Below are 23,709 nucleotides of genomic sequence, written 5' to 3'. Positions count from 1 at the left end.
GCAAGCCTCAGGGGGACGCTTCCCACAGCACGGATGGGAGCGCCCGGCCTGAACTATACTGCGCCGATCTCTGTGCAACGTACACAGCATGGGGCAAAATATGGACAGTCGCGATTCAATCGCTTTAAAATGATGTGACGGTTTTCCTATGATAGCATCTCTTTTTGAAAAAGTCAAGCGCGGATTTTCGGGAAGATGTTTTCACCCCCGGCGGCTGGAACTCCACCCCATTGCAGGGGGTTGGGGGCGACAATCGCCGGCCAAAGCGGCATCTGACACTCAAAAGGCCAAGGTCCCGCCTTATAAAACGCGCGGGATTCTTTATCTTTTGGACGCCGCAGCACGCCGTCCTTTTCTGGTTAGCCAAAATACCATGTGCTAAACAGCGCCAAAGACTTCACATGCTCCCGGGTTGTGGGCGCGCCGGAAATCACCGGGAAATACACGATAAAGAGCGCCAGACAGCATAGGACCATCGCGGCCATAAGGGCCTGGCTCCTATTGAGCGCGAAGCCCAGGCCGGCGGCGGAACCGTCCTTGCCCTTGTCCTCAGCCGCCAGAGGGCGGCTGAGGGGACCCGTCTCTGAAAAATAGTTGAAACACGCCATCAACGCGATGGTCAGGAAGGGCACCGCCGTGAAATAGTGATAGATAAAAGTGCACCGAGGGACCAGAACCCAGGGCATGTACACCGCCAGGAAGCCTACAATCGCTACGCTCCAAGCCAGACCCCGCTCTTTGACCCAACGCCAGACTCCAAACGCCAGCGCCGGAATAAAGGACCACCACAGCAGGGGGTTGCCCATGGAGGAGATGGTGCTGTACTGGCCCTGGGCGTTTACATTGTCGCTGCCAAAGAACCAGATAGGCCGCACGTCTAGAGGCCAGTCATACCAGGGAGAGGAGAAATCGTGGGTGGCCTCCAGCTGGGAGTGGTAATTAAACATGGTGGTCTGGTAGTTGCCGAAGGCCCAAAGCATCCGCTGCCGGTTATGGGGCAGAGCGGTGATGGGCAGAAACGCGCAGAAGTAGATGCCAAAGGGAATGGCAATGAACAAGAGGCAGCACCAGGCGCACAGCAGGCCGCAGCGTTTGAGCACCGGCGTCGTGGACCGGCGGTTTTTCACCTCCAGCCGCCAGGCGCTGTAGAGCTTTCCAAAGAAGAGCACCGCCAGCCCCACCGCGCCATAGGCCGCCGTCCACTTGGAGGCCACGCCCAGGCCCATGAAAATCCCGCTGAGGCCCAGGGGAACCAGCAGGTCCCGCATCCGGTCCTTCACAATATCCTTATACATGAAACACACCATGGCGTCGTACATAAGCAACAGGAAAAACACGGAATACGTGTCGATGGTGGCAATACGTGTCTGAGTGAAGTGCATGAAGTCAAAGGCGAAGAGGAAGGTCCCCAGACCGCAGAGCCAGGTCTTGCCGAAGAGCTGCTTGCACAGATGATATAGCACAGGCAACATGAGCACACCGAAGAAGGTCCCCATAAACCGCCAGCCAAAGGGATTCATCCCGAAGATCCGGATGCCCAGGGAGATAATCAGCTTGCCCAGAGGGGGATGGGTGTTCTCATAGGGCTCCAGACCCAAAATATGCTCGTAGGCGGTGCGGGCGTGGTAGATCTCGTCAAAATAGCTGGAATTCTCGTAGGTCTTAAAGGCGGGCACCGTGTTTTGCTCGTCGCAGAGGAGCTGGGCCCCGGGCCCTTCGGCGGTGATGTCCGGAGCACTGAGGGCCCCGGCGGGCAGCAGTCCCGCCTCGCTGATGGTCACCGAATCATTCAGGGCCGTCAGGCGCACATAGCTGCCGGGGACGTCCAGCCATTTGATGACCCAGGCGAAAACGCCGCTGTTCCCGGTTTCTCCGCAGGGTGTCCAGGTGACGCCATCCTCGCTGGTTTCCACCCGTATGGAGGAGCCCACCCGGGCGGCATAGTGCTCGGCGTCCGGCGCAAGGCCGGGCAGGAAGGCCAAACTGTTGGCGGGTTCCTCGCAGTGGAGCACCACGCTCTCCCCCTCCGCCGGAGTCCAGTTGGTAACAGGCAGCTTGGCGTCTCCCAGATGCCAGAAGGCCACAAAGGCGTATATCAAGGTGATCCCCGCCATGACGATCCAGTCCAAGCGGAGCATTTTCCGATTTTCCGGCGGCCGCAAAGAGGTGACCGCCTCCGCCCGGACCGGGGCGCCGCTCTGCGGCCGGGCGTTCCGGCCCTTCTTTTTTCCCTGCTTCCGCTTTTCCGCAGGGACAGTTCTCTGGTTCATCTCTTCTTCCTCCTCTTCTCCCGGTTTCCCGGCCTTTTGCAGGCCTCCCCGCAGATAGACCCGGTAGGTTGTCCACAACAGGTAGGCCACGGCGGCCACCTGCATTGCGGAAATAAACCTGCTGGCAAAGGCGTTGGGATCATAGCTACCCCCCAGCTCCCGGAACAGCCACAGCACGTAGCTGACATTTATGTAGTGTATCCCGGCTAAAAAGCCGTATGCCCGCATAAGGCCTTTGTCCCGGACAAAGAGGAAGCTCACCAGGATGAACAGCAGGGCGGGGAACAGGTAGCGCTCGTGCATCTTCACCGCGAAGAGGTAGACGATGCTCATCAGGACCGGGGGCGCGGCGAACACCGCGTCCTTCCGCTTGGAGAAAAAGATCAGGACACAGCAGGCGGCGGTAGCCAAGAGGGGCGCGGCCACCGTAAGCAGCGCCGAAGAAAATCCCTCGGGCAGGCCCCACCAGTTCCGGCCGATGAGGGCCCAGAAATTACAGGCGTTCACCGAGTAGTAGTTGTAATAGTCCATAGTGGCCTTGTATTTTTCCACCAGCCACCAGTAATTGAAGTCCCGGGTAAAGGGCGCGGCCACCAGTAGAATGACTCCCAGCGCGCAGCCCACGCCCGCCCCCAGCTGGAGCCACTTCTTCTGTTTGATGGCGAAGCACAGGTATAGGGGGGCGAACACCAGCATCTGGGGCTTGCAAATGATGGAGAGGCCGTAGAGCAGGGCCGAGGGCACGTACCGCTCGCCATAGAGCAGCAGGGCGGAGGCCAGCAAAATGGCGGTGCAGAAGGAGTCCACCTGTCCCCATTGGGCGGAGTTCACGAACACCGCCGGGCAGAAGAGGTACGCCGCCGAGACCAGCAGGGCATCTAAATCTCCCAGCTTTTTCCGGCCCAGCCACAGCAGGGCCCCGCCGCAGAGCAGGTCCGCGAGGATGGAGGGCAGCTTCATCACCACGGTATAGGTCTGGCCCTCCAGAGTCAGGCCGAAGAGCTGGCGGATATTCTCCAGGAGCATTAAAATGTACAGATATCCAGGGGGGTAGTCCAGGAACATGTCCTGCTGGTAGATCTCTCCGAACCCCACCTGTTTGACGGAATAGGCCCAAGACTTGAAGGTGCCCATATCCACGCTGAAGCCCTCGGAATAGTAGCCCAGCCAAAGGCGCAGCACCAGGGCCCCCAGAAAGAGAAGCCCCGCCCACAGCCCGAAGGCCTGCCGCCGCTTCTGGCCGCAGGGCCGGTTGGAAAGCCAAATGGCGCCGCCGCAGAAGGCCGCGCCCAGGTAGATGTATCCAGTCATAGAATCCCTCCACATTGCCTAAACTTTAAGACCTTGGGGACGCTGTCCCCAAACCCCTGCCACCTTTGAGAAAGGTAAGACTTCGTAGAACGAAGTCTACGAAACATTTTACCCACTCCTCGCTTTGCTCGTCGTGAACGTCTTGCGGAACAACATTGGCCGGTCCAGTGGACCTTGCGCTGGCGGGGAGTTTGAGGGGTGAGCGTCTGCCAGTGGCAGACACGCCGCGAACCGACCGAGCCGGCAGGTGAGACCCGCGCAGCCCTCAAGGTCTTAAACTCCTCAGAAGCGCATTTTTTGAAGTGTGAATAAACAGTTAATGCTCGCTTCGCTCGATTAACTGTCTGAGTTTTGCTTCGCAAAACATCAGCAAGAGGAAACGGAGAGTTCATCTCGCACGTCGAGATAAATCTCTTTTGCAACTGAGAAAAAAGTTTCCTGGGCCCCGGAGCAAGCCGCCTGCGTGCATTTGGCACTCAGCTTGGCAGAGTTTTCCGCAGGAAAACTCATGACACATGACGAAACTCAGCTATCTCATCTTTCCATTCGTGGCATCATGTGCCGAAGGCCACACAATACTACTTCAAAACAAAACTCTTACCCTATACTATACTCCATTCCACCGGGAAAGTCAAATCCCCCCGCCTCTTTCCAAAATAACAGTTGACAGCTCCCCGGTTTTTGTGTACTCTAAGGGTATCCCCTATCCTTAATATAGTGAAGAAAGGATCTTGCTTATGTGCAACACGTACCGCCTCCCCGCCCTCTATCACGAGGACCCCTCCGCCCTCCACGTGGGTACAACCCCCAACCGCGGCTACTACCTCCCCCACGGCCCAGAGAGCCAGTCCCGGGTCCATAGCCTCAGCGGCGAATGGGCCTTCCGGTATTTCGACTCCTTCCTGGACGCGGTAGACGAGTCCGGCTTTCTGCGCCTGGACACCGGCTCCATGACCTCCATCCCTGTGCCCAGCTGCTGGCAGAGCGTGGGCTGGGGCCGTCATATGTACACAAACGTCCGCTACCCCATCCCCGTGGCCCCCCCCTATGTGCCAGAGGAGAACCCCTGCGGCGTCTACCAGCTCACCCTGAGCCTGGACAAGCGGGAGGACGCCCGGTATTTCCTGAACTTCGAGGGCGTGGACTCCTGCTTCTACCTGTGGATGAACGGCGCTTTCGTGGGCTATAGCCAGGTCTCTCACAGCACCTCCGAGTTCGAGGTCACCAGATTCCTCCACAGCGACGGGCCCAACACTCTCACCGCGCTGGTGCTCCAGTGGTGCGACGGCACCTATCTGGAGGACCAGGACAAGCTGCGCATGAGCGGCATCTTCCGGGACGTGTACCTGCTGGAGCGCCCCGCCGCTTTCCTCCGGGATTTCTTCGTGAAGGAGAGCTTTTCCGAGGACTTCTCCCAGGCCCAGGTGACCGTGGAGCTGGAGGCCGAGGGGGAGATCGCCCTCTCCGCCTCCCTGCTGGATCCAGACAACGCCCTGGCGGGCAGCGCCTCCTTCCAGGGGAGCAGGGGCTCCCTCCGCTTTGAGCTGGAGAACCCCGCGCTCTGGAACGCCGAGCACCCCCGCCAGTACACCCTGATCCTCTCCACCCGCGACGAGGTAATCGAGCAGAAGGTGGGCCTGCGGAAGATTGAGGTGAAGGACGGCGTGGTGCTCCTCAACGGCACGGCCATCAAGTTCCGGGGGGTGAACCGCCACGACAGCGACCCGGTCACCGGCTATGCCATCAGCCGGGAGCAGGCCGTGCGGGACCTGCTCCTCATGAAGCAGCACAACGTGAACGCCATCCGCACCAGCCACTACCCCAACGCCCCCTGGTTCAACCAGCTGTGCAGCGAGTACGGCTTCTATGTGATCGGCGAGGCGGACCTGGAGAGCCACGGCAACGCCACCAAGCTGGGGGCCTACAGTCTGGAGAACTACTCGGACGCCGCGGCGGACCCTCAGTTCAAGGAGGCCATCGTGGACCGCAGCCAGCGCAACGTCATCCGGGACAAGAACTGCGCCGCCGTGGTGATCTGGTCCCTGGGCAACGAGAGCGGCTGGGGGGAGAACCTGGAGGCCGCCGGCCGCTGGGTGAAGGATTACGACCCCTCCCGCCTGCTCCACTACGAAAACTTCCTCACCTACCACCAGGGCTACAAGCCGGACTTCTCCATGCTGGACCTCTACAGCCGCATGTACGCCCCCACCGTGGCCCAGGACCTGCCCTGGCCCGGCAAGGAGCTGTCCATTGAGGAGTATTTCTCCGGCGGCGAGCTGGACGAGAACCTCCACGGACGGCGGATGCCCTTCATCCTGTGCGAGTACATCCACGCCATGGGCAACGGCCCCGGAGACGCGGAGGACTACCAGCGGCTGATCATGAAGCACGACGGCTTCTGCGGGGGCTTCGTGTGGGAGTGGTGCGACCACTCGGTCTACGGGGGCCAGACCCCGGACAACCGGCCCATCTACCGGTACGGCGGGGACTTCGGGGAGTTCCCCCACGACGGAAACTTCTGCATGGACGGCCTTGTGTACCCGGACCGCACCCCCCATACCGGCCTTCTGGAGTTCAAGAACGTGATCCGCCCCATCCGGGCCAGAAAGGCCGGGCCGGACGCCTTTACCCTCCACAACTACCGGGACTTCACCGACGCCAGGGACTTCGCCGTGCTGCGCTATCAGGCGGAGACCGGGGGCAAAGTCGTGGCGGAGGGGGCCCTGGAGATGCCCTCCATCCCGCCCCACGGAGAGAGGGAGGTCGCCCTGCCCGGCCTGCCGGATTCCGGGGATTCCACGGTCACCTTCTTCTACGAGGCCAAAGAGGACGGGCTCTTCTTCCCGGCGGGGCACCCCCTGGGCTTCGACCAGATCCCCCTCTGCGAGGAGAGGGAACCCCTGTCCGCCCCCGCCCCCGGCAAGGTGGAGATCGCCAATACCCGCCGGGCGCTGGTGCTCACCGGCCCGGGCTTCCGCTATGAGTTCAACAAGCAGACCGGTACATTCCAGAGCCTGTGCTATGAGAACAAGCCCCTGCTCTCCCGGCCCATGGAGTGGAACGTCTGGCGGGCCCCCACGGACAACGACCAGTATATCAAGATGAAGTGGACCGAGGCGGGCTACGACCGGCATACCGTGCGGGTCTATTCCATCGCGGCGGGAAATACCCAGCAGGGCGCGGCGAAGGTCACCTGCCATCTGGGCATCGGGGCCCTTGCCATCAAGCCCTTCCTGGACGTGAAGGCCACCTGGACCGTGGACGCCGCCGGGCAGATCTCCTGCGCTCTGGAGGCGGAGCGGGACGCCCGGTTCCCCTTCCTGCCCCGGTTCGGCCTGCGGATGTTCCTGCCCAAATACTTCGCCCAGGTGGAGTACTTCGGCTTCGGGCCCTATGAGAGCTATCAGGACAAGCGCCGGGCCTCCCGGTTGGGGATCTTCCAGAGCACGGTGGAGGAGCAGACCGAGCACTATCTCATGCCCCAGGAGAACGGCTCCCACTACGGCTGCCGCCGGGCCTCCCTCTCCGACGGGGACTTCGCCCTCACGGCCGCCTCCCCGGACACCTTCTCCATGAACGCCTCCCTCTACACCCAGGAGGAGCTGACGGAGAAGGCCCACGACTACGAGCTGGCCCCCTGCGGGGACACGGTGTTCTGCCTGGACTACAAGATGAGCGGCGTGGGCTCCAACAGCTGCGGCCCCGCCCTTCTGCCCCAGTACCAGCTGAACGAGGAGAAGATTTCTTTCACATTCTCCCTGGCCCCCTCTTGCAAATCGTCCGGTTTTACGGTACAATAGAGAAGAGGGAAGCTATGCGGCCGGTGCAAGCTGGCCGCATTTGTTTTTACAGGATGTATAGTTTATAATAGTTATATGCTGGCCTCCGGGCACACAGTTCGTGCCCTCCGACAGGGGGGCTCCGCCCCTCCACCCCGCCGCCTTTGAAAAGGCGGGCGAAACTTTTACCCTGGAGGGCTTTGGCCGGTCCAGCTGGCCTTAAGCTGGTTAGGGGTCTGGGGGTGAAACCCCCAGCCGCCGGAGGCCATGTGGCTACGGCAGAGGGAGGCTCTTTCAGAAAATCGCGAGGGAGGGAATCCGCTTGAACAGAGAAAACAAACGGAAACAATATGAAAAAGGGTATTTCCAAAATCATCCCTGCAACGACAGCTTCACCTGCAAGGTCTGTGGGCGACTGGTCACTCCCGAGGAGGCCGGCACCCAGCACCGCAACCACTGCCCCAACTGTCTTTCCAGCCTTCATGTGGACGATTCCCCCGGGGACCGGGCGGCAGACTGTGGGGGCGTTATGGAGCCCATCGGCGTATGGGTGCGAAAGAACGGCGAGTGGGCCCTCATCCACCGCTGCAAGCGTTGCGGCGCGCTTAGCTCCAACCGGGTGGCCGCCGATGACAACCCCATGAAGCTCATGTCCATTGCCATGCGCCCTTTAGCCCAGCCCCCCTTTCCCTTAGAGCGGATCCAGGAGATGACCGATGCCATGGCTGGAGACGGGAAGCTGCCCGGTTGAGATGGGGACGGCCTCCGGCGGCTCAGGGGCTTTGAGTCTCAGCTGCCGCTTCGGTCGGCGACGGGAAATCGCCACTGGCGATTATCGCCCCCTAAGAACCCCACCACTTTTGAAAAAGTGGACAAAACTTTTTTCAAAAAGTTTGCGAGGTGTGGAGCGGAGCTCCACGGTCTTGTCCTTGACCTTAACACCTGAGAAGCGCAATTTTTGCGGGTGGTGAATAATAGGTTAACACTCGCTGCGCTCGGTTAACTATACAAGAGGGGGGCGGAGAGTTCATCTCGTGTAACGAGATGAAACTCTTTTGCAACTGAATAAAAAGCACCCCTAGTCCCGGAACCAGCCCGCGGCGAACGTTCGCACCCAGCCCGGCAGAGTTTTCCGCAGGAAAACGGAAAGATAAACCAAGCCGCGCGAGTGTTTATCTTTTTGACACCACGGCGAAACTCAGCTATATCCTTTCGCCATTCTTCGCGCCGTGTGCCGCAATCAGCCAGCGCACGCACCCACGCGCCCATATAAAAATGCCAAGTCTTAAAAATATACATTTTCAAAGGAGGAACCATTGTGAAACTTGGGATCATCATGCCCCCGAAGCCTGAAAGCTTCCAGCAGGCCAAAGACCTGGGCCTGGAATTTGTGGAGTTCGACTGCAACCCGCCTCCGTTTTTTGGCGTGCCTATGGCCGAGCTTTTGGCTGTCAAAGAACAGCTGAAGGCCGCCAGCCAGGAAACCGGCGTGGAGGTGGGCGCGGTAGGCCGCTGGGCCAGCCAGATTCTGGACGAGAACGGTCAGGTCATTCCCGCAGAGTGGGAAGAAGTGAAAGCCGTTATCGACCTGGGTGCCTATCTGGGAGCTAAGCACTATCTGTGCAGCGTGAACTACGCGAAAGAACTGAGCTATTATAAGAATATCACCGCTGCCATCGCGCTTTTGAAAGACATTGTGGCCTATGCCAAAGAACGGGGGATGCAGACCTCCATCGTCAACTGCATGATGGGCGGCAACTACATCCGCACCCCGGAACAATGGAAGCTGGTGCTCAGCGAAGTACCTGGCCTGGGTATCAAGTACGACCCCTCCCACAGCTTTGTTCATGGCGGTCAGAATGGCGCGTACCTGGAAGAGGGCCTGGAATGGGGCGCGCATTTTCAGTATTGCCATGTGAAGGGCGTGATTCAGCGAGGCGAGTCTCGAGAGCCGGAACATATGAAAACCTGGGCCATGCTGGCAAAGCACCCCGAGCTGAAGGATGAACTGATGGGCAGCTGGGGTGAAAATGACTACTACGATAACCCTCCCGCAGGCATCGACGCTATCAATTGGCGGGCGTTCTTTGCCATTTTGTATAAGTACGGATACGATGGATATCTGGCCATTGAGCCCCACTCCCGTACCTGGCAGGGGGAGAAGGGCGAAAAAGGCGTACGCTATACAATTCAATACATCCGCAGCCTGATGATTCTGGACTAATTCGGATTCCATACACGAGACACTATGAAAAGCGGCAGCTTACACGGGGCCTCCTTTTCTAAAACGGATACCCAACCAGCCGCCGCGCAGGGCGCAAAAAAGGAGTCACCGTATCTATCAGGCTTGCTTCCGCCAGGATTTTCTCTGTATTGCCAAAAACGAATTGGACACACGAGAAAAATCCTAGAAAAAGGCTTGCATTTTGTCTTGAGATAGTGTATAATAAGGCACGTTAAGGGCGCTTAGCTCAGCTGGCTAGAGCACCTGCTTGACGTGCAGGGGGTCAGCGGTTCAAGTCCGTTAGCGCCCACCATGAAAACCCTAGGAATCATGCGGTTTCTGGGGTTTTTGCTTTGTGTGGTCAGGTGTGGTCAATCATGGGTTGACTACCTTTTGACTACTTTTTGAAAAATCACCCCCGGTCTGACTACCGCCGGAAAGATACCGCTCCAGCTGGAAAAGGGAGGCAGAGGCGTCCTCTTTCTCCATGTGGGTGTATATGTTGGCGGTCATCTGGATGGTGGCGTGGCCCATAAGGTACTGTGCGGTCTTTAGGTCGATGCCTGCTCGGTAGAGGTTACTGCAATAGCTGTGCCGGAGCTGATGGGGCCTCACCTCACAGGGAGAAACCCGTTTGACTTTGTCCCACATCCGGCGGAACCCGATACGGGTCATGATTTCCCCATCGGCGCAGGTGATGATGTAAAGGCTCGTCCGGGGCACAGCGGCCAGTAAGTCCAGCAGGCGCTGGGGAACCGGGAGAGTGCGGTGGGCAGATTTGCTTTTCAGTTCCTGAATGGGATCCGGCTGGTTGTTCAGGAACGTAACCGCCCGATTCACCGTCAGCTTGTCCCCCTGAATATCCCCCCACTGGAGTCCCAGGGCCTCCTCCCGGCGCAGGCCGCAGTAAAGGCACAGCCCCACAAAGCACCGGGCGCGGGGATCGGCGCTTTCCAGAGCGGCAATAAGAGCGTCCTGTTCTTCCAGGGTGAGGTATTCCTTTTTCTTTGGCCGGGCGTGAGGCGTAATCTTGATACCTTCGGTTGGGTCCCCCTGCATCAGGCCGTTTTGCCTGGCGGTGGTGAACAACTGCCGCATGGTGACAAGCACTTTCCCCTGGAGGGACTCTGATTTGTCAGCCACAGACTGCATCACCTGCCGGACGTGAACCGGGCGGATGTCCTGCAGCCTGAGCGTAGCCAAAAGCGGCAGGATATGGTTGTTATAGGCGTTGCGGTAGACGTTCTGGGTGTTGTTTCGCAGGCCGCTCTTGTAGGTGGCAAACCAAGTCTTTGCCCACTCATCCACCGTGGTGGTATCCCCCACTACCAGTCCCTGCCGGTCCTGGTCGCGGAGAGCGTCGGCGGCCTGATTCACCTCGGCAATGGTGCGGCCATAGACCAGCTTCTGCCGGCCATCTGACAGGGTGACTTTTTTCTGATAGCGTCCGTCCTTTCTTTTTTTCATGAAAATAAAACCGTCCTTTCTGCAAAGAGAAAATACGTTCCCTCTTGCTTTTAAGGGCGGGATGGGGTACAATATCATTGTCTAGGTGATGATGTGCCCTATCCGGCCTCATTACTTGCCGCTTTTGGTGTTCCAGCACCGAAAGCGGCTTTTTTTATTGTAGAAAAGGTCTTGACAGAATAGAACAAGTGTTCTATCATATAAATATAGAGGCATCACAAATTGCTAAGGAGGGATCAATCTTGAAAAGAGATATCATAAAACAAGAACCGTTCCTGAAAGTGCTCCGATTCGGCGTGTGTCCTAAGTGCTTACAAAGTGGGGTATCTGATTTATGCACAAATCAGGGCAGAACAATTCATTATCATTGCACCAATCCAGAATGCACCGAGTATGGTAAAGATGTTTCCATGTCGGCGGAGGTATTTGACCTACTGTGCTATCTTGAAGATCACCAGCCTCTCGCATCAGAAATTGAGGAACTTGTATAAATCATCGGGTAGGGAAATATCACGATTTATATAATCTAAAACAGCCATATATAATATTTCCAATTCATCCTGGAACAAACCCTCGCATAGACTTTGGGGAGGATAGTTTTTCCGTATTTGCAAAATAATGGAGTAGGAGGCATAGTGAGAGGAATCTCTTCCGCTATAATTCTCGATGCGCATAAGTGAAATAATGCCTTGATTGTGGAAGAAGAAAAAGGAGTTTTCCCTTTGGACCATCTTGAATTCGTTACAATTCAGCATTTCCCAGGATTGATTTAAAAAATCGGGGAAACCACTGGTGTCTGAGTATAGTTCGCACAAAGGTTTCCATTCTATTTCAGACTTTGTTGTTTTTGCAGTGAGTTCCTTAATGAAGTGATTTGCTACGTCAGTAATCATGCCAAATATTCTCCTTTAGATAGAATTTCAATTATACTCTGTATCATATCAGGTGTGATATTACATCGTAAAGTACTGTTCATTTGCATATCCCGAGTAAGCTCAAGTAAATCGGTAATTTCTTTTTTATCGGTCGTAGAGAACCCGAGGCGTTCTGCATACGATTGAACTGTGGCAAGGGTACGGCTTAGATTTGCTACCGTGCTTTTCCCTTTTACATCGGATTCTAATGCTTTTATAAATTTTTCAAGATTACTTATAATCCCTATACGTTGCTCAACAAATTTCACTTTATCGATAGCCTGTTTCTTTGCGTTCTGTAAGGCTTCGACATCTTTTCGCAAATGGCGTGTCGAAAAAAAGTTAAAAATGCTTGGCAAAACGGCTGCTAAAAGAGTAATACCCCAGCCAATAATCGTTACCCAAAGAGGGGTCGAGTCTGCAAGATTTTGTGAAGCAGTTGTAGAATCCAAGAGCACATTCTCATCTCCATTTCCTCACATATAATATTCCACATCTAAGTTCCCAAATTTGTACCAGCAGACCGCCTTCTTCATGAAAGCCTCGCTGACGTTAAAATACTCGGCGAGCTGCCACACTTCGGTGTTTCCCTCAGACACCGCCTCATTCAAAGCCTCCTCCCCTATCAGTTCTTCAATAGCCCATTTGTCTGCTCGGTTCTCATGTTTCTGGCGGACATCCAGGCCAGAATGGCGGTTATAAAAGCTCCCGGTCACGCAATGCCCCAATTCGTGGGCAAGGTGCGTCCGCTCCTTGGCTCCAGCAGAGATAAGGCCGTAGTCGAGCAAGACAAAATCTCCGGCAGCGTCCTCCACAGAGATAGATTCATTCAGAGGGATATGGCAGTATTCAACAGTCACACCCGAACGCTGGGCAATTTGAAATAGTTTATTCATCTTGCGCCTTCTTTCGCTTATAACGTGCTTTAATCATTTCCGCAGCAAACAGAGCCTCCTCCCACATTTCATCCGTAACCTCGCCGTCACCGCCGAATAAAGCCAGCTTTAGCTCCTCGATATCAGGTTTGCGCTCGCCCTCTTGGGCGGGCGCTTTTTTGCTTTCGGAGATTTCTGCTTTGAGGCGCTCCTGCTCCTTTGTTAATTGTTTGATTTCTTTTTCAGCTTCAGCACGTTGCTCCTCATTCTCAGCAAAGTCCAGTTTGGCGCCCCAAAGGCGTAGGCTATCTTGTACCTTAAACAGAGCCACATCTAACTGCGCTGCCGAGTCGGTGCCAATAAGATAGTCTGTAGACACGGAAAAATGTGCAGCTAATTTCTGGATGGTTGCCATCTCTGGAGTCGAGCCCTTTTTCCATTTTACAACAGCAGACCGATTTAGTTGTACATCGTTCCCTTCTACCGCTTTTGACTCACTCTCCCCTTTCTTTTTACACAGCATTGAAAACACATCATAAAAGACAAAAGCCATAGAAAACAACGCTCCCTTTTTGTGCAAAGTAACAATGTTTCCCAAAGTCAACAAAAAGGACTTGACTGTTTACCAAAGACAACGTATAATAAGCCCATAAGTTGACCACAGACAACAAAAGCGAATGCACTTGTGATATTGACTTTAGACAACGTAATGATATCACAAACGCTTACCAAGGTCAACACCATAATTATAAGGAGGTGAAAATTTGTATGCCTGCACAATGGACAGCAGATATTATTGGGCAAATGCATTTGAATTGCATAACCTTCAAAGAGCTGGCCAAAGAGGTTGGCTGGCATGAAAAGTACCTAAGCGCCGTGATGAATGGTCACAGAAATCCAAAGGACGCAAAGAACAAGTTGACTGCAGCTCTCGACCAGCTGATTGCAAAGAGAAAGGAGTAGCTACAGTGGCCAACAGCAGAAGATCAGAAGTTGAACATGAACAGCACGTAGTAGGCGTGGCCAAGCTGATAGACACAGTAGGAAAGACCATGCAAGATGCAGGATTGCCACCGAGGGTGATAGCCTTGCAAGCACAGATGACCTGCTCCCATTTCGGTGTAACGCTGGAAGAAGCGGCAGAGGCCCACATCATCCCCTGGACAACGCACTACCCCTCGGCTATGGATGACCTGCAGAAACAGGACCCGCGCCTTTACGCCTACTGCGTCCAGAACAGCTACAAGGTGCAGAAAAGCGACCACGGCCTGATCGTAACCGGGGGCCCAGATAAAGACGACCCGCTGAATTGCATGGGTTTTGAACTGTTTCGGGCCATCACCTATGCAATTTGGGAGGACCGTATAGGGGATCTTAACCTTCCAACGCTGCTTAGGGATTTTGGAGAGGAGGATGAAGCACTGTGAAATCACAAGAAACCATCTGCGCCAACCTAGCTCAAGCGCTTATGGATTGTCTGGAACTGTTAGGCAACGGCAGGGACGAGCCCCCGCCCCCCACCCGCCTGTACACCTATGACGACCTGGCGCAGATGCTGGGCAAGTCCAAGAGCACGGTGCGGGAGTGGGTACGCGCAGGGAAGTTCGGGGAGCCGGTGACGGTGGGCAGCTCCACCAGGGTGACCCAGGCCGGAGTGGACAAGTTCATCGCCGACCACAGCGGCCCCATGAAAAAGCAGCCCAGCAAAGCCCGGACACGCACAAGCCGAACGGCGGCCGCCCGTCAGGGTCAGCCGCTGGGAATTTGAAAGGAGTAAAGTTATGCCAAAGTTTTACTTTTCCTACGGTACCGACCCGGCCTATCCTTTCCTGGGCGGCTGGACGGAGATCGAGGCCCCGGACAGGCCCTCGGCCTGCAAACTGTTTCAGATCTACCACCCCAACCGCCCTGGCAGTGCCGGAAGGCTCAACTGCGCTGACATCTACAGCGAGGATGAGTTTATGGACTCTGAGCTGATAGATGGCAACTTCGGCGCCTACTGTCATGAGCGCATCACCCTCACCAGGGAGATCCTCACCCCGAAAGACGGGAGATGGTAAAATGTATGGCCCGCAAGACTACATACTGTTCTTCTTAGCCCTTGCCCTTTTTCTGGGCGGTCTTGCCCTGCTGGGCACTATCATCGAATGGCAGGAGAACAGGAAAGCAAAGCGGCAGGAGCGCCAGCTGCATCGGCTCAACCGTCGGGAGGACTCTCATCGCCGGCATGCCAACTACCTAGCCCAGATGCAGGAGGTGCTGGAGAGCGTGGAAGGGAGGAAAGGCGCTTGATGCTGACCATATGCGGAAATGCGCTTTTATATGCGGCCCTGTTCAGCTACATCATCCGCCTTTCAAAGTTCGCGTGCATCCAAGCCCGGCAGATTCAAAAATACAGAGAAATCGTGGCGTTATATGAAACACGCCGCAAGGAGGAAAACCATGAAAGACTGTAAGTATTGTCAATACGCCCGCAAAAAATTTGACCCACACGGATGCGAATATGAGGAATGCGGCCGGCCCGGCGGTTGTTACGACCGTAAAACATACAAGGTCAAGACCCCTCCCCACGACCCACGCATGGGCATTTACAGGTGGGATGAATCCACCTGGCCGGAAAATTGGTAAAGTAAAAGCCCTTATTCGCAACCGCCACCAAGCAACGCGAATAAAGGCACAATCAAACCCGAAGGTTCTGTATTTATTATAGCACAGCCCCTCCGGGAACGCAAGGAGGATTTTAAGTGAACCCTATGAAAGACAGCGTAGCCATTATGGATGACATCATGGACCATGTGACTCAAACTGAGATGTGGAATAACATCCTGATGACCGACCCGCTGATTCAAGACGCTGAAAAAGAGTTGGACAGCAATCTGGAAGCTCTGGAGGGTATTGTATCTGACGAACAGATAGAAAGTCTCCGGGCCGCAGCCTGGGGCCTGGCTAGCGCAACCGACTACCCTGCCATCCTTTACGGTATGCGGGTAGCCCAGGCCATCCAGGAGGTGTCTGCCAGCCCAGCCTCCCTCTCCCAGTGCATTCTGGACCGGGTGGTAAAGTGCAGGGAGGGCAGGACATGAACGCTGAACCGGCCAAAATTATCCCCATCTCTCAGGTTGCCCCCGAACGCGACCATTGGCTCGTGGACGTCTACCCCAAAAATGACGACAACGTAGAGATTCACTGGATAGAGACAGATGAAAAGCATAAAGCTAGGCCACATTGGCTGGTTATGGTGTCAGTCGCCAATCCTTACAACCTTCCCAAACTAATCACGCAGGCGTTAAACCTGCTGGAGCACGAAAAGGGAAGCAAATACTAAAGGAAAGAATAGAGAAACCAGGGGCCCTTATGCGCCCCATAGAAAGGAATGGTAACATAATGATCAAAGTTGAAATCTCAGGCGAGAACCCGTTGGAGGTTTTCGCTCAGGCAGCTGTCTATGGAGTGAAGCTCCTGCAGATCCCGGAGGTGTCCGAGGCTTCCGACCTAGTCCTGAACATGGAGAAGCACTGGAAAGCTACCAAGCAAGCAGCTGGCCAGCCCGATACGGGAAATTCCGTATCGAAACCTACCGCCCCTACGGTGCCGCCCGAGTGCGATACCCTGATCCCTGAGCCCGAGGCCCCTGCCGCCGATCCGGCGCCGGAGAAAGCGCCCTCGGCTGAGAAGATCCCTACAATGGAGGAAGTCAGGGCCGCGGGGGTTGCCGCCGGACAAAAATACGGCAACCCGAAAGTGAAAGCCATCCTGAAGGAGATGGGTGTCGCAAAGATGTCCGAGCTGGCCGAGGGCGACCGGGCCGTATTCCTCCAGAATCTGGAAAGCCTGGGTGATGGCGATGCCTGACGTCCACGCCCTGCTGGGGCCCTCCAGCGCAGCCATGTGGATGGCCTGTCCGCCCAGCGCCCGGCTTGGGGAGAAGATAGAGGACACTGGCAGCGAGTACGCTGCAGAGGGCACACTGGCCCACCATGTCGGTGAACTGCTCCTCCGGGAGAAATGGGAAGATATGGATATCAGCGAGGACATGGCCTCAGCGCAAACAGACCCTCTGTATTCTGCCTCCATGCTTGAGTACATGAAAGCCTACGCCGATTTTGTGGAGGAACGCATGGCAGAGGCAAAGGCCCAGTGTTCAGACCCACACATCTTTATAGAGCAGCAGGTAGCCTTTGCAGAGTATGCTCCTGAAGGCTTCGGCACCTCGGACGTGGTGATCATCACCGATGGGCAGATGGAGGTGGTGGATTTGAAATACGGCTCTGGCATCCCGGTCAGCGCGGAGGGGAACCCGCAAATGCGTATTTACGGCCTGGGGGCTTACTTGGCATGGTGCTGGGCTTATGATATCCAAAGAGTACGCATGACCATCTACCAGCCCCGACTGGACAGCATCTCCAGCGACACCATGACCGTCACTGACCTGTTGGAATGGGCGGAGAAAGAGCTGAAGCCCAAAGCTAAGCTGGCCTGGGAGGGCAAGGGCGAATTCAATCCCGGCGAAAAGCAATGTAAGTGGTGCAAGGCCGCGGCTACCTGCCGGGCTAGGGCGGAATACCAGATGGAGCTGGCCAAACACGATTTTGCACCGCCTCCCACTCTGGACGAAAGCGAAATTGCCGATATTCTGACAAGGCTGCCCGAGTTTAAGGCCTGGGTAAAACAGCTCGAAGAATACGCCCAGGACGCCGCCGTGAACCACGGTGTCCACTTCCCCGGCTACAAGGTAGTCGAGGGCCGGAGCAACCGCAAGTACACAAATGAAGATGCCATCGCAGATCAGCTGATCAGGGCAGGTTTTTCTTCAGCAGCCATCTACAAGCCCAAAGAACTGCTAGGCATCACCGCAATGGAAAAGCTGGTGGGCAAGAAAAAGTTCGGAGAGTTGGCTGGGAAGTACATCATCAAACCCGAGGGTGCGCCCACGCTGGTGCCGTTGAGCGACAAGCGCCCTGAACTGAACACTGCCGCCAAAGCGGCTGAAGATTTTGCAACCTAAAATTTCTATAACATAAAGGAGATATTCAAAATGGCTGACAAAGCAAACAACCCCACGAAAGTTATCACTGGCAAGTGCCGCCTGTCCTTTGAGCACATCTGGAAGCCCAGCAAGATGGATGAGGACTCCCAGGCTAAGTACAGTGCAAGCATTATCATCCCCAAGACGGATGCCGCCACACTGGCAAAGATTAAAGCCGCCCAAGAGGCCGCCGTTAAGGACGGCGTTCAGAGTAAGTGGGAGGGCAAGAAGCCCGCCAAGCTGAAGCTCCCCCTGCGTGATGGTGACGAGGACCGGCCCGATGATCCCAACTATGTGGGGTGCTACTTCCTCAACGCCACCTCCAATAACAAACCCGGCATCGTGGATCTGTCCAGACAGGAAATCACCGATGAGGAACTGGTGTACAGCGGGTGCTACTGCCGGTTCTCCCTGAACTTCTACCCCTTTTCCGTCAGGGGTAACAAAGGTGTCGCAGCTGGCCTGAACAACATCCAAAAGGTGTGCGATGGTGAGCGCCTGGGCGGTGGCAGCCGGGCGGAGGATGACTTTGATGATGACTTCATCGACGAACTGCTGGAGGATGATGATGACCTCTTGTAATGAATCCAAGCAGAGCATGGCTTCCCTCTTTGGAGCTTTGGAGGACCTGCAGTTTCAAATGGCCTGCGCTCTCAACGCCCTGGACGCTATTCAAGTCGCCATGTCCTGCGGCGAATACAAAGCAGAGGGATACCTGGATGGTCTGTTCGAGATACATAGGCATTTGAACACGCTCAATCAGGAAGTCAAAACGAAGCTGGCAGAGGCCCGTGTGATTCGGAAAACGGAAATGGTAACTTAAGATGGAAACCCCGTCAGCCAGCGGTGGCTGGCGGAGATTTTCCAAAAATAGAGGTATACAACATATGGAACATTTAGGAGATATAACCGCCATAGACGGCCATACCGCGCCCACGGTGGACGTAGTAATCGGCGGCTCACCTTGTCAGGGGCTTAGCATAGCCGGAAAGCGGCAGGGGCTCACTGACGAGCGCAGCGGGCTGTTTATGGAGCAGATCAGAATCATAAAGGAGATGAGGCAGGCAGATGCAGAGCGAGGAAACGAGGGCCGGTTCATCCGACCCCGGTACATGGTATGGGAGAACGTGGTCGGGGCACTTAGCAGCAACAAGGGGGCCGATTTCAGAGCCGTCCTTGAGGAAACGGCGAAAATTGCGGACCCGTCCGCCGTTATACCTGGACCTCCAAAGGGGAAGTGGACTACCAGCGGATGCGTCATGGGAGACGGATGGTCAATCGCTTACAGAGTTCTCGACGCTCAGTTTTGGGGAGTCCCCCAGCGTAGACGTAGGATCGCGCTTGTCGCAGATTTTGGAGGACAATCCGCACCAGAAATACTCTTTGTCCGCAAAAGCGTGTGCGGGGATATTGAACCGGGCCAGCCGGAGGGGGAAACCCCTGCCCCCGGAGCTGGAGGCGGCGCTAATACTGCAGTCACGCTCAGCATGAGGACCGGGTGTGAGGGCGGCGGCAAAGGGGCACTCCTTCAGACAGAGAAGTCCGGGACGCTGGCCTGCCATAATGACCAGGCTCTTTTTACCGCCGCGCCCTCAGAGGGTGAAAGCTACCCCTGTGTTTTGACAGACCACCTACCCCCAGCCATGAGGGAAAAAGTATGGAGCCTCCAGGGCAACGCCGTGGATCGGGACGTAGGCATGAACGGCTCCGGCATTTCAGACGGCCCTATGTACACCCTGAACACGGTAGACCGCCATGCGGTGCTGTGCTTGAACGACCAGGGCGGCAGCTTGATGGACGTCAGCGCCGACAAGGCTGGGACCCTCCGGGCAGAGGCACACGGCCACCAGCCGGTGGTGTGCGCTGGATTCAAGCCTTTCGCTGGGGCAAAGGCCGGGAGTATCGGCTACCAGCCGGAGCAGGCCCCCACCCTTACGGCAGAGCAGGAATGCGCTGTGTACGAAAACCACGGCCAAGACAGCCGCCTGACAGGGCCTCTGGATGTGGCTCCCACAGTAGCCCGGCAATTTGGGACAGGCGGGAACAACACTCCGCTGGTCATGGCTACCGGGCAATCCAACGCGGAAATTACCGTAGACGCCAGCCCCACCCTGAACTGCAACCATGAACAGCCTATCGTGGCCGCCGTGGACTGCCGCAACGGCAGGGAGTGTGCAGAGGTAAACGGCACCCTGCAGGCCAAAAGCACCGGGGGCCAGAGCCTTAATCTGAACAACGTGGTAAGGCGCGCCCGTATTGTGCGCCGCCTGACGGAACTGGAGTGCGAAAGGCTCCAGGGTTTCCCGGACGGGTGGACGGACATCGGCCCCTGGGTGGACAGCAAAGGCAAGCGGCACAAGGAATGCACTGCCAGCGCCCGGTACACGGCCCTGGGCAACTCCATAGCCATACCGCCCTGGGCCTGGGTGCTCAAGCGCCTGTGCGCTTGCTATGAACACCCCGCAACGATGGCCAGCCTGTTTGACGGAATCGGAGGCTTCCCGCTGATCTGGGAGCGGCTCAACGGCCCCGGCACCTGCCTGTGGGCAAGTGAGATAGATGAGTTTGCGGTGGCGGTGACAAAATACAGATTCGGAAAGGATATATAGACTTATGACGGTAAAAGAATTAGCCTGCCTTTTGGATGGGCGGAAATATGGTTATGTGATTACTGATGAAGAACAAGCTGAAGCGAAAGCCGCCAACCTGGTGGTGGCCTACGGCTATTCCGACGACCTACTGGAATTTGAGGGCGCTATCTGCGATGAGGTCGGTGCGTATGGGGGTGTGACTGCCTATTTGAAAAAGGGCGAGTTGATTCCCGAACCCAGCTGCGGTGTCGAGGCCGATGAGTGCAAACTGTACCAGGAGTTCCTAAGCACGGCCCATAAGATGACCACTGTCTGGCACAATGGGTCTGGCCCTTGTTGGACCATCCTTACCGACATCCCGCATGAGACATTTAACATTATTGAGGATGGAGAAACTGTCTCAGTGGGCATCGTGTTCCGGGCAGAAGATGCTATGGATAAGCCGGCTCCCCCTCCTAGCTACTGGGCGTGGTATGAAGAAACCATATCAAACCCTAACGCTTATGAGTGGGAGTATGGCTGGCGGTGTTCAAAATGCAAGTCAGTACTCCCTGATGAGTATGATGACCCAGGAGTCCCTCCAGAATTCCTATACTGCCCATTTTGCGGTGAAAAGATGGACGCGGAAATCGCGAAGGCTCAGGCCGATAATTATATAGCGGCTTTGGAGAAGCAAACAGGAGAAACAAGTAATGAGTAAAATGTTCCCCCGCGGCTGCGTCACTTTCAACTGCGACCGCCGGCACGGCAATTACTGCTGTGCCGACTGCGGATACAAGAAAACCTGCCAGCGGCCATGTAAGAACAGCCCGGAAAAGTGTGGGCTGGTAAGGCCGCAGGTGACTAAGAGGAAAGGGCGCACAAAATGAACATAAAGGAAATAATTGACAGCCTGCTCGATCAGGCACAGGACCGGGAGAGCATGATACCAGCAGATGAGCCAGACAGTATATTCGCTCATGACATGGCTGCGCTGCAGGAAGCCGCAAAAATTATCGAGGCTGCCCAGGAAACAAATAATGCAATCGTATTACTGCCCGACCGTTGGGAACCTTGCGTAAGCTGCGTAAGCAAAACCTGCGGCACCTGTTTCTGGGGTGTCACGTTCAAAAACGAGACAGAGTGCAAACATTGTACTGGGCATAGTCAGTGGACTCCCGCTCATCCCTATTGCGAGAATTGCGGTCGGCCATTAACTGAATCAGCATTCGCAGATCTGAAAGAGCGGATACAAAAAATGGGAGGGGATGCGTATGATTGAGCTAGGCATAGACCTTGAAACCTACTCCAGCGTAGACCTCACCAAAACAGGCGTCCGGCCCTATGTGGAATCCCCGGACTTTCGGATCCTGCTGATAGGCTACAAGCTGGGGAATCAGCTCACGAAGCTCATTGACCTGGGCGAGGATGAGAATCAGAAAGCCCTCACGCTGCTGCCTCCCGAGCTCTCTGCAATACCCGAGGGCAGCCTGGATGAGTTCCTCCCCATGCTGACAGACCCGGAGCTCATCAAGACCGCTTATAATGCCCCCTTTGAGCGGACGTGCTTAGAACAGCAATTCCACATAACCCTGCCCCCAGAGCAATGGCGCTGTACGATGGTGCAAGCGGCCACGCTGGGCCTGCCGGGAACGCTGGCCCAGGTCGGTGCCGCACTGGGGCTGGACAAACAGAAAATGACCGAAGGCAAGGAGCTGATCCGAACCTTCTGCAGCCCCACAAAGGATGGTCACCGACGTCTGCCATCTGAGGCCCCGGAGAAATGGGAACGGTTTAGGCAGTACAACGTTCGGGATGTGGATGTGGAAACCGACATCCGGGACCGGCTTTCCAAATTTCCCCGGCCCCAGGCGGAGCATGACGCCTGGGCGCTGGATCAGAAAATCAATGAAAGAGGTGTGCGGATCGACACCGGGTTGCTGGAAAAGGCTCTGGAGCTGGACAAGGATTATTCCTCTCAGCTCCGGGCCGAGGCCCAGCGTCTCACCGGGTTGGAGAATCCCCGCAGCGATGCCCAGCTGAAACGCTGGCTGACAGAGCGCGGCATGGAGGTGGAAAGCCTGGACAAAAACGCTATCCCCGATCTGCTGGCTGCCGCCCCCGACCAGATCACTAAGCGGGTGCTGCAGCTTCGGCAAGAGATGGGAAAGACCTCAGTAAAGAAGTATGAAGCCATGCAAAGAGGGCTGTGCCGGGATGGCCGGGTACATAACACCCTGCAGTTTTACGGCGCCGGCCGCACCGGGCGCTGGGCGGGACGTCAGGTGCAGATGCACAACCTGCCCCAGAACAAGCTGAACGATCTGGCCCTAGCGCGGCAGCTGGTAAAGAGCGGCGACTTTGAAATGCTGGAGATGGCCTTCGGCTCCCCCAGTTTCGTGCTGTCCCAGCTGATCCGCACGGCATTCATCCCCTCGGAGGGGTGCCGTTTCATCATTGCGGACTACAGCGCAATAGAAGCCCGAGTGCTGGCCTGGCTGGCCGGGGAACAATGGGTGCTGGATGAGTTCGCCGGGGAGGGCCTGATCTATGAGGCCACCGCGGCCATGATGTTCCACGCTGAAAAGAACGACATCAAAAAGGGAGGCCCCAAAACCGACCTGCGCTCCAAAGGTAAGGTCGCGACCCTGGCCTGTGGCTATCAGGGCAGCGTGGGCGCGCTCATCAACATGGGTGCTTTGAAAAGCGGGATCCCGGAGGACGAACTGCCGGGCATTGTGAAACGCTGGCGCGACGCTAACGCCAACATCGTGGACTTCTGGTATCAGGTTGAGGACTGCGCCATCGAGGCCGTACAAGGCCACCCCGGCCGCCTTAATGGCATGGTCGAGTTTGAATGCAAAGCTGGGTACCTGTTTATCACCCTGCCCTCGGGCCGCAAGCTGGCCTATTTCCAGCCGGAGCTTCGGCGGGAGCCGGAGTTCAATAAAATGTGCCTGACCTATCTGGGCAAGGGCCAGAACGGACGCCTGGCCCGGCAAAAGACCTACGGCGGCAAGCTGGTGGAAAACATCACCCAGGCCACCGCCCGGGACTGCCTGCGGGACGCCATGACCGCGCTGGATGCCGCCGGGTACAATATCGTGTTTCATGTACATGATGAGATCATAGCGGATATGCCGGAGGGAAAGGGCTCCCTGGCAGAAATGCAGGAAATCATGAGCAGGCCCCTGCCCTGGGCTCCGGGCCTGCCGCTTCGGGCGGCTGGCTTTGAAGCTGATTTTTACATGAAAGATTAAAAGGAGGGCGGCT

At 56.3% G+C, this 23,709-nt stretch carries 28 protein-coding genes and 1 tRNA gene; 23 read left to right on the top strand and 6 right to left on the bottom strand.

Annotation, left to right across the window (positions count from 1 at the left end; genetic code table 11):
* Nucleotides 1–359 precede the first annotated feature (359 nt).
* The gene (locus D7X94_RS00360; RefSeq protein WP_158590832.1) at nucleotides 360–3,581 is read right to left on the bottom strand and encodes a phospholipid carrier-dependent glycosyltransferase; all 3,222 of its coding nucleotides are present in this window, start codon (nucleotides 3,579–3,581) and stop codon (nucleotides 360–362) included.
* A 737-nt stretch (nucleotides 3,582–4,318) separates the two neighbouring features.
* Between D7X94_RS00360 and D7X94_RS00355 the strand changes: the two genes are divergently transcribed.
* The 4 genes from D7X94_RS00355 (at nucleotide 4,319) to D7X94_RS00340 (ending at nucleotide 9,897) form a co-directional block, all read left to right on the top strand.
* On the top strand, nucleotides 4,319–7,381 hold the full coding sequence (locus D7X94_RS00355) for a glycoside hydrolase family 2 TIM barrel-domain containing protein (RefSeq protein ID WP_120425704.1): 3,063 nt from the start codon (nucleotides 4,319–4,321) through the stop codon (nucleotides 7,379–7,381).
* 301 nt (nucleotides 7,382–7,682) lie between these two features.
* On the top strand, nucleotides 7,683–8,111 hold the full coding sequence (locus D7X94_RS00350) for an RNHCP domain-containing protein (RefSeq protein ID WP_120425703.1): 429 nt from the start codon (nucleotides 7,683–7,685) through the stop codon (nucleotides 8,109–8,111).
* Nucleotides 8,112–8,678: 567 nt separating this feature from the next.
* Entirely contained in the window at nucleotides 8,679–9,584 is a 906-nt protein-coding gene (locus tag D7X94_RS00345) for a sugar phosphate isomerase/epimerase family protein (RefSeq protein WP_120425702.1), read from the top strand.
* Between the two features lie 236 nt (nucleotides 9,585–9,820).
* Nucleotides 9,821–9,897: transfer RNA gene (locus D7X94_RS00340), tRNA-Val, on the top strand.
* A gap of 62 nt (nucleotides 9,898–9,959) precedes the next feature.
* Here the strand turns inward: D7X94_RS00340 and D7X94_RS00335 are convergent.
* On the bottom strand, nucleotides 9,960–11,051 hold the full coding sequence (locus D7X94_RS00335; protein ID WP_158590831.1) for a tyrosine-type recombinase/integrase: 1,092 nt from the start codon (nucleotides 11,049–11,051) through the stop codon (nucleotides 9,960–9,962).
* 242 nt (nucleotides 11,052–11,293) lie between these two features.
* Between D7X94_RS00335 and D7X94_RS18075 the strand changes: the two genes are divergently transcribed.
* Entirely contained in the window at nucleotides 11,294–11,542 is a 249-nt protein-coding gene (locus D7X94_RS18075; protein WP_147401630.1) for a hypothetical protein, read from the top strand.
* Here the strand turns inward: D7X94_RS18075 and D7X94_RS00330 are convergent.
* The 4 genes from D7X94_RS00330 to D7X94_RS00315 are packed head-to-tail and all read right to left on the bottom strand — an operon-like array spanning nucleotide 11,519 to nucleotide 13,393.
* Complete coding sequence (locus tag D7X94_RS00330; protein ID WP_120425700.1) at nucleotides 11,519–11,944, bottom strand: hypothetical protein; 426 nt, start codon at nucleotides 11,942–11,944, stop codon at nucleotides 11,519–11,521. The two genes, D7X94_RS18075 and D7X94_RS00330, sit on opposite strands and share 24 nt — an antisense overlap.
* Nucleotides 11,941–12,417 carry a hypothetical protein gene (locus D7X94_RS00325; protein WP_147401629.1) on the bottom strand — a complete coding sequence of 159 codons (477 nt, stop codon included), beginning with the start codon at nucleotides 12,415–12,417 and terminating at the stop codon, nucleotides 11,941–11,943. Before D7X94_RS00325 ends, D7X94_RS00330 begins: the two co-directional genes overlap by 4 nt.
* A gap of 24 nt (nucleotides 12,418–12,441) precedes the next feature.
* Nucleotides 12,442–12,861, bottom strand: coding sequence for an ImmA/IrrE family metallo-endopeptidase (locus tag D7X94_RS00320; RefSeq protein ID WP_120425698.1), 420 nt, complete (start codon nucleotides 12,859–12,861; stop codon nucleotides 12,442–12,444).
* On the bottom strand, nucleotides 12,854–13,393 hold the full coding sequence (locus D7X94_RS00315) for a hypothetical protein (RefSeq protein ID WP_120425697.1): 540 nt from the start codon (nucleotides 13,391–13,393) through the stop codon (nucleotides 12,854–12,856). Before D7X94_RS00315 ends, D7X94_RS00320 begins: the two co-directional genes overlap by 8 nt.
* Before the next feature lie 215 nt (nucleotides 13,394–13,608).
* Between D7X94_RS00315 and D7X94_RS00310 the strand changes: the two genes are divergently transcribed.
* From D7X94_RS00310 to D7X94_RS00235, 18 genes are all read left to right on the top strand, one after another.
* Entirely contained in the window at nucleotides 13,609–13,803 is a 195-nt protein-coding gene (locus D7X94_RS00310) for a helix-turn-helix domain-containing protein (protein WP_120425696.1), read from the top strand.
* Between the two features lie 125 nt (nucleotides 13,804–13,928).
* Nucleotides 13,929–14,267, top strand: coding sequence for a hypothetical protein (locus D7X94_RS00305; RefSeq protein WP_147401628.1), 339 nt, complete (start codon nucleotides 13,929–13,931; stop codon nucleotides 14,265–14,267).
* Nucleotides 14,264–14,608 carry a helix-turn-helix domain-containing protein gene (locus tag D7X94_RS00300; RefSeq protein WP_120425694.1) on the top strand — a complete coding sequence of 115 codons (345 nt, stop codon included), beginning with the start codon at nucleotides 14,264–14,266 and terminating at the stop codon, nucleotides 14,606–14,608. The genes D7X94_RS00305 and D7X94_RS00300 overlap by 4 nt, the downstream gene beginning before the upstream one ends.
* Before the next feature lie 13 nt (nucleotides 14,609–14,621).
* Nucleotides 14,622–14,900 (top strand): hypothetical protein, encoded by a 279-nt coding sequence (locus tag D7X94_RS00295; protein WP_120425693.1) that lies wholly within the window; start codon nucleotides 14,622–14,624, stop codon nucleotides 14,898–14,900.
* A 1-nt stretch (nucleotide 14,901) separates the two neighbouring features.
* A complete protein-coding gene (locus D7X94_RS00290) occupies nucleotides 14,902–15,132 on the top strand; it encodes a hypothetical protein (RefSeq protein ID WP_120425692.1) in 231 nt (76 codons plus the stop codon).
* Nucleotides 15,129–15,296 (top strand): hypothetical protein, encoded by a 168-nt coding sequence (locus D7X94_RS18270; protein ID WP_158590830.1) that lies wholly within the window; start codon nucleotides 15,129–15,131, stop codon nucleotides 15,294–15,296. Before D7X94_RS00290 ends, D7X94_RS18270 begins: the two co-directional genes overlap by 4 nt.
* Nucleotides 15,283–15,468, top strand: coding sequence for a hypothetical protein (locus D7X94_RS18070; RefSeq protein WP_147401627.1), 186 nt, complete (start codon nucleotides 15,283–15,285; stop codon nucleotides 15,466–15,468). The genes D7X94_RS18270 and D7X94_RS18070 overlap by 14 nt, the downstream gene beginning before the upstream one ends.
* 116 nt (nucleotides 15,469–15,584) lie before the next feature.
* On the top strand, nucleotides 15,585–15,923 hold the full coding sequence (locus tag D7X94_RS00285) for a hypothetical protein (RefSeq protein ID WP_147401626.1): 339 nt from the start codon (nucleotides 15,585–15,587) through the stop codon (nucleotides 15,921–15,923).
* Nucleotides 15,920–16,165, top strand: a complete 246-nt coding sequence (locus D7X94_RS00280) for a hypothetical protein (protein ID WP_120425690.1) — start codon at nucleotides 15,920–15,922, stop codon at nucleotides 16,163–16,165. Before D7X94_RS00285 ends, D7X94_RS00280 begins: the two co-directional genes overlap by 4 nt.
* A gap of 59 nt (nucleotides 16,166–16,224) precedes the next feature.
* The gene (locus D7X94_RS00275) at nucleotides 16,225–16,692 is read left to right on the top strand and encodes a hypothetical protein (protein WP_120425689.1); all 468 of its coding nucleotides are present in this window, start codon (nucleotides 16,225–16,227) and stop codon (nucleotides 16,690–16,692) included.
* Entirely contained in the window at nucleotides 16,679–17,845 is a 1,167-nt protein-coding gene (locus D7X94_RS00270) for a DUF2800 domain-containing protein (RefSeq protein WP_330558122.1), read from the top strand. Before D7X94_RS00275 ends, D7X94_RS00270 begins: the two co-directional genes overlap by 14 nt.
* 30 nt (nucleotides 17,846–17,875) lie before the next feature.
* On the top strand, nucleotides 17,876–18,448 hold the full coding sequence (locus tag D7X94_RS00265) for a DUF2815 family protein (RefSeq protein WP_120425688.1): 573 nt from the start codon (nucleotides 17,876–17,878) through the stop codon (nucleotides 18,446–18,448).
* Nucleotides 18,435–18,689, top strand: coding sequence for a hypothetical protein (locus D7X94_RS00260; protein WP_120425687.1), 255 nt, complete (start codon nucleotides 18,435–18,437; stop codon nucleotides 18,687–18,689). The genes D7X94_RS00265 and D7X94_RS00260 overlap by 14 nt, the downstream gene beginning before the upstream one ends.
* Before the next feature lies 1 nt (nucleotide 18,690).
* On the top strand, nucleotides 18,691–20,475 hold the full coding sequence (locus D7X94_RS18910) for a DNA cytosine methyltransferase (protein WP_279221726.1): 1,785 nt from the start codon (nucleotides 18,691–18,693) through the stop codon (nucleotides 20,473–20,475).
* A 4-nt stretch (nucleotides 20,476–20,479) separates the two neighbouring features.
* Nucleotides 20,480–21,157 carry a hypothetical protein gene (locus D7X94_RS00245; protein WP_120425686.1) on the top strand — a complete coding sequence of 226 codons (678 nt, stop codon included), beginning with the start codon at nucleotides 20,480–20,482 and terminating at the stop codon, nucleotides 21,155–21,157.
* Nucleotides 21,150–21,326, top strand: a complete 177-nt coding sequence (locus tag D7X94_RS18265) for a hypothetical protein (RefSeq protein ID WP_158590829.1) — start codon at nucleotides 21,150–21,152, stop codon at nucleotides 21,324–21,326. Before D7X94_RS00245 ends, D7X94_RS18265 begins: the two co-directional genes overlap by 8 nt.
* Nucleotides 21,323–21,718 (top strand): hypothetical protein, encoded by a 396-nt coding sequence (locus D7X94_RS00240; protein WP_120425685.1) that lies wholly within the window; start codon nucleotides 21,323–21,325, stop codon nucleotides 21,716–21,718. Before D7X94_RS18265 ends, D7X94_RS00240 begins: the two co-directional genes overlap by 4 nt.
* On the top strand, nucleotides 21,711–23,696 hold the full coding sequence (locus tag D7X94_RS00235) for a DNA polymerase (protein ID WP_120425684.1): 1,986 nt from the start codon (nucleotides 21,711–21,713) through the stop codon (nucleotides 23,694–23,696). Before D7X94_RS00240 ends, D7X94_RS00235 begins: the two co-directional genes overlap by 8 nt.
* Nucleotides 23,697–23,709 lie beyond the last annotated feature (13 nt).

Origin of the sequence: Acutalibacter sp. 1XD8-33, assembly GCF_003612555.1 — a bacterium.
In the GTDB taxonomy this organism is placed as follows: Bacteria; Bacillota; Clostridia; order Oscillospirales; family Acutalibacteraceae; genus Acutalibacter.
The sequence above is the reverse complement of the archived record's forward strand: the minus strand, read 5'-3'. Positions and strand labels throughout refer to the sequence as shown.

Excerpts from the sequence above, each read along its gene's own strand:
- D7X94_RS00360 (WP_158590832.1), bottom strand. The coding sequence starts at position 3,581 with ATGACTGGATACATCTACCTGGGCGCGGCCTTCTGCGGCGGCGCCATT.
- D7X94_RS00355 (WP_120425704.1), top strand. The coding sequence starts at position 4,319 with ATGTGCAACACGTACCGCCTCCCCGCCCTCTATCACGAGGACCCCTCC.
- D7X94_RS00335 (WP_158590831.1), bottom strand. The coding sequence starts at position 11,051 with ATGAAAAAAAGAAAGGACGGACGCTATCAGAAAAAAGTCACCCTGTCA.
- D7X94_RS00330 (WP_120425700.1), bottom strand. The coding sequence starts at position 11,944 with ATGATTACTGACGTAGCAAATCACTTCATTAAGGAACTCACTGCAAAA.
- D7X94_RS00320 (WP_120425698.1), bottom strand. The coding sequence starts at position 12,861 with ATGAATAAACTATTTCAAATTGCCCAGCGTTCGGGTGTGACTGTTGAA.
- D7X94_RS00315 (WP_120425697.1), bottom strand. The coding sequence starts at position 13,393 with ATGGCTTTTGTCTTTTATGATGTGTTTTCAATGCTGTGTAAAAAGAAA.
- D7X94_RS00310 (WP_120425696.1), top strand. The coding sequence starts at position 13,609 with ATGCCTGCACAATGGACAGCAGATATTATTGGGCAAATGCATTTGAAT.
- D7X94_RS00295 (WP_120425693.1), top strand. The coding sequence starts at position 14,622 with ATGCCAAAGTTTTACTTTTCCTACGGTACCGACCCGGCCTATCCTTTC.
- D7X94_RS00290 (WP_120425692.1), top strand. The coding sequence starts at position 14,902 with ATGTATGGCCCGCAAGACTACATACTGTTCTTCTTAGCCCTTGCCCTT.
- D7X94_RS18070 (WP_147401627.1), top strand. The coding sequence starts at position 15,283 with ATGAAAGACTGTAAGTATTGTCAATACGCCCGCAAAAAATTTGACCCA.
- D7X94_RS00280 (WP_120425690.1), top strand. The coding sequence starts at position 15,920 with ATGAACGCTGAACCGGCCAAAATTATCCCCATCTCTCAGGTTGCCCCC.
- D7X94_RS00275 (WP_120425689.1), top strand. The coding sequence starts at position 16,225 with ATGATCAAAGTTGAAATCTCAGGCGAGAACCCGTTGGAGGTTTTCGCT.
- D7X94_RS00270 (WP_330558122.1), top strand. The coding sequence starts at position 16,679 with ATGGCGATGCCTGACGTCCACGCCCTGCTGGGGCCCTCCAGCGCAGCC.
- D7X94_RS00265 (WP_120425688.1), top strand. The coding sequence starts at position 17,876 with ATGGCTGACAAAGCAAACAACCCCACGAAAGTTATCACTGGCAAGTGC.
- D7X94_RS00260 (WP_120425687.1), top strand. The coding sequence starts at position 18,435 with ATGACCTCTTGTAATGAATCCAAGCAGAGCATGGCTTCCCTCTTTGGA.
- D7X94_RS18910 (WP_279221726.1), top strand. The coding sequence starts at position 18,691 with ATGGAAACCCCGTCAGCCAGCGGTGGCTGGCGGAGATTTTCCAAAAAT.
- D7X94_RS00245 (WP_120425686.1), top strand. The coding sequence starts at position 20,480 with ATGACGGTAAAAGAATTAGCCTGCCTTTTGGATGGGCGGAAATATGGT.
- D7X94_RS18265 (WP_158590829.1), top strand. The coding sequence starts at position 21,150 with ATGAGTAAAATGTTCCCCCGCGGCTGCGTCACTTTCAACTGCGACCGC.
- D7X94_RS00240 (WP_120425685.1), top strand. The coding sequence starts at position 21,323 with ATGAACATAAAGGAAATAATTGACAGCCTGCTCGATCAGGCACAGGAC.
- D7X94_RS00235 (WP_120425684.1), top strand. The coding sequence starts at position 21,711 with ATGATTGAGCTAGGCATAGACCTTGAAACCTACTCCAGCGTAGACCTC.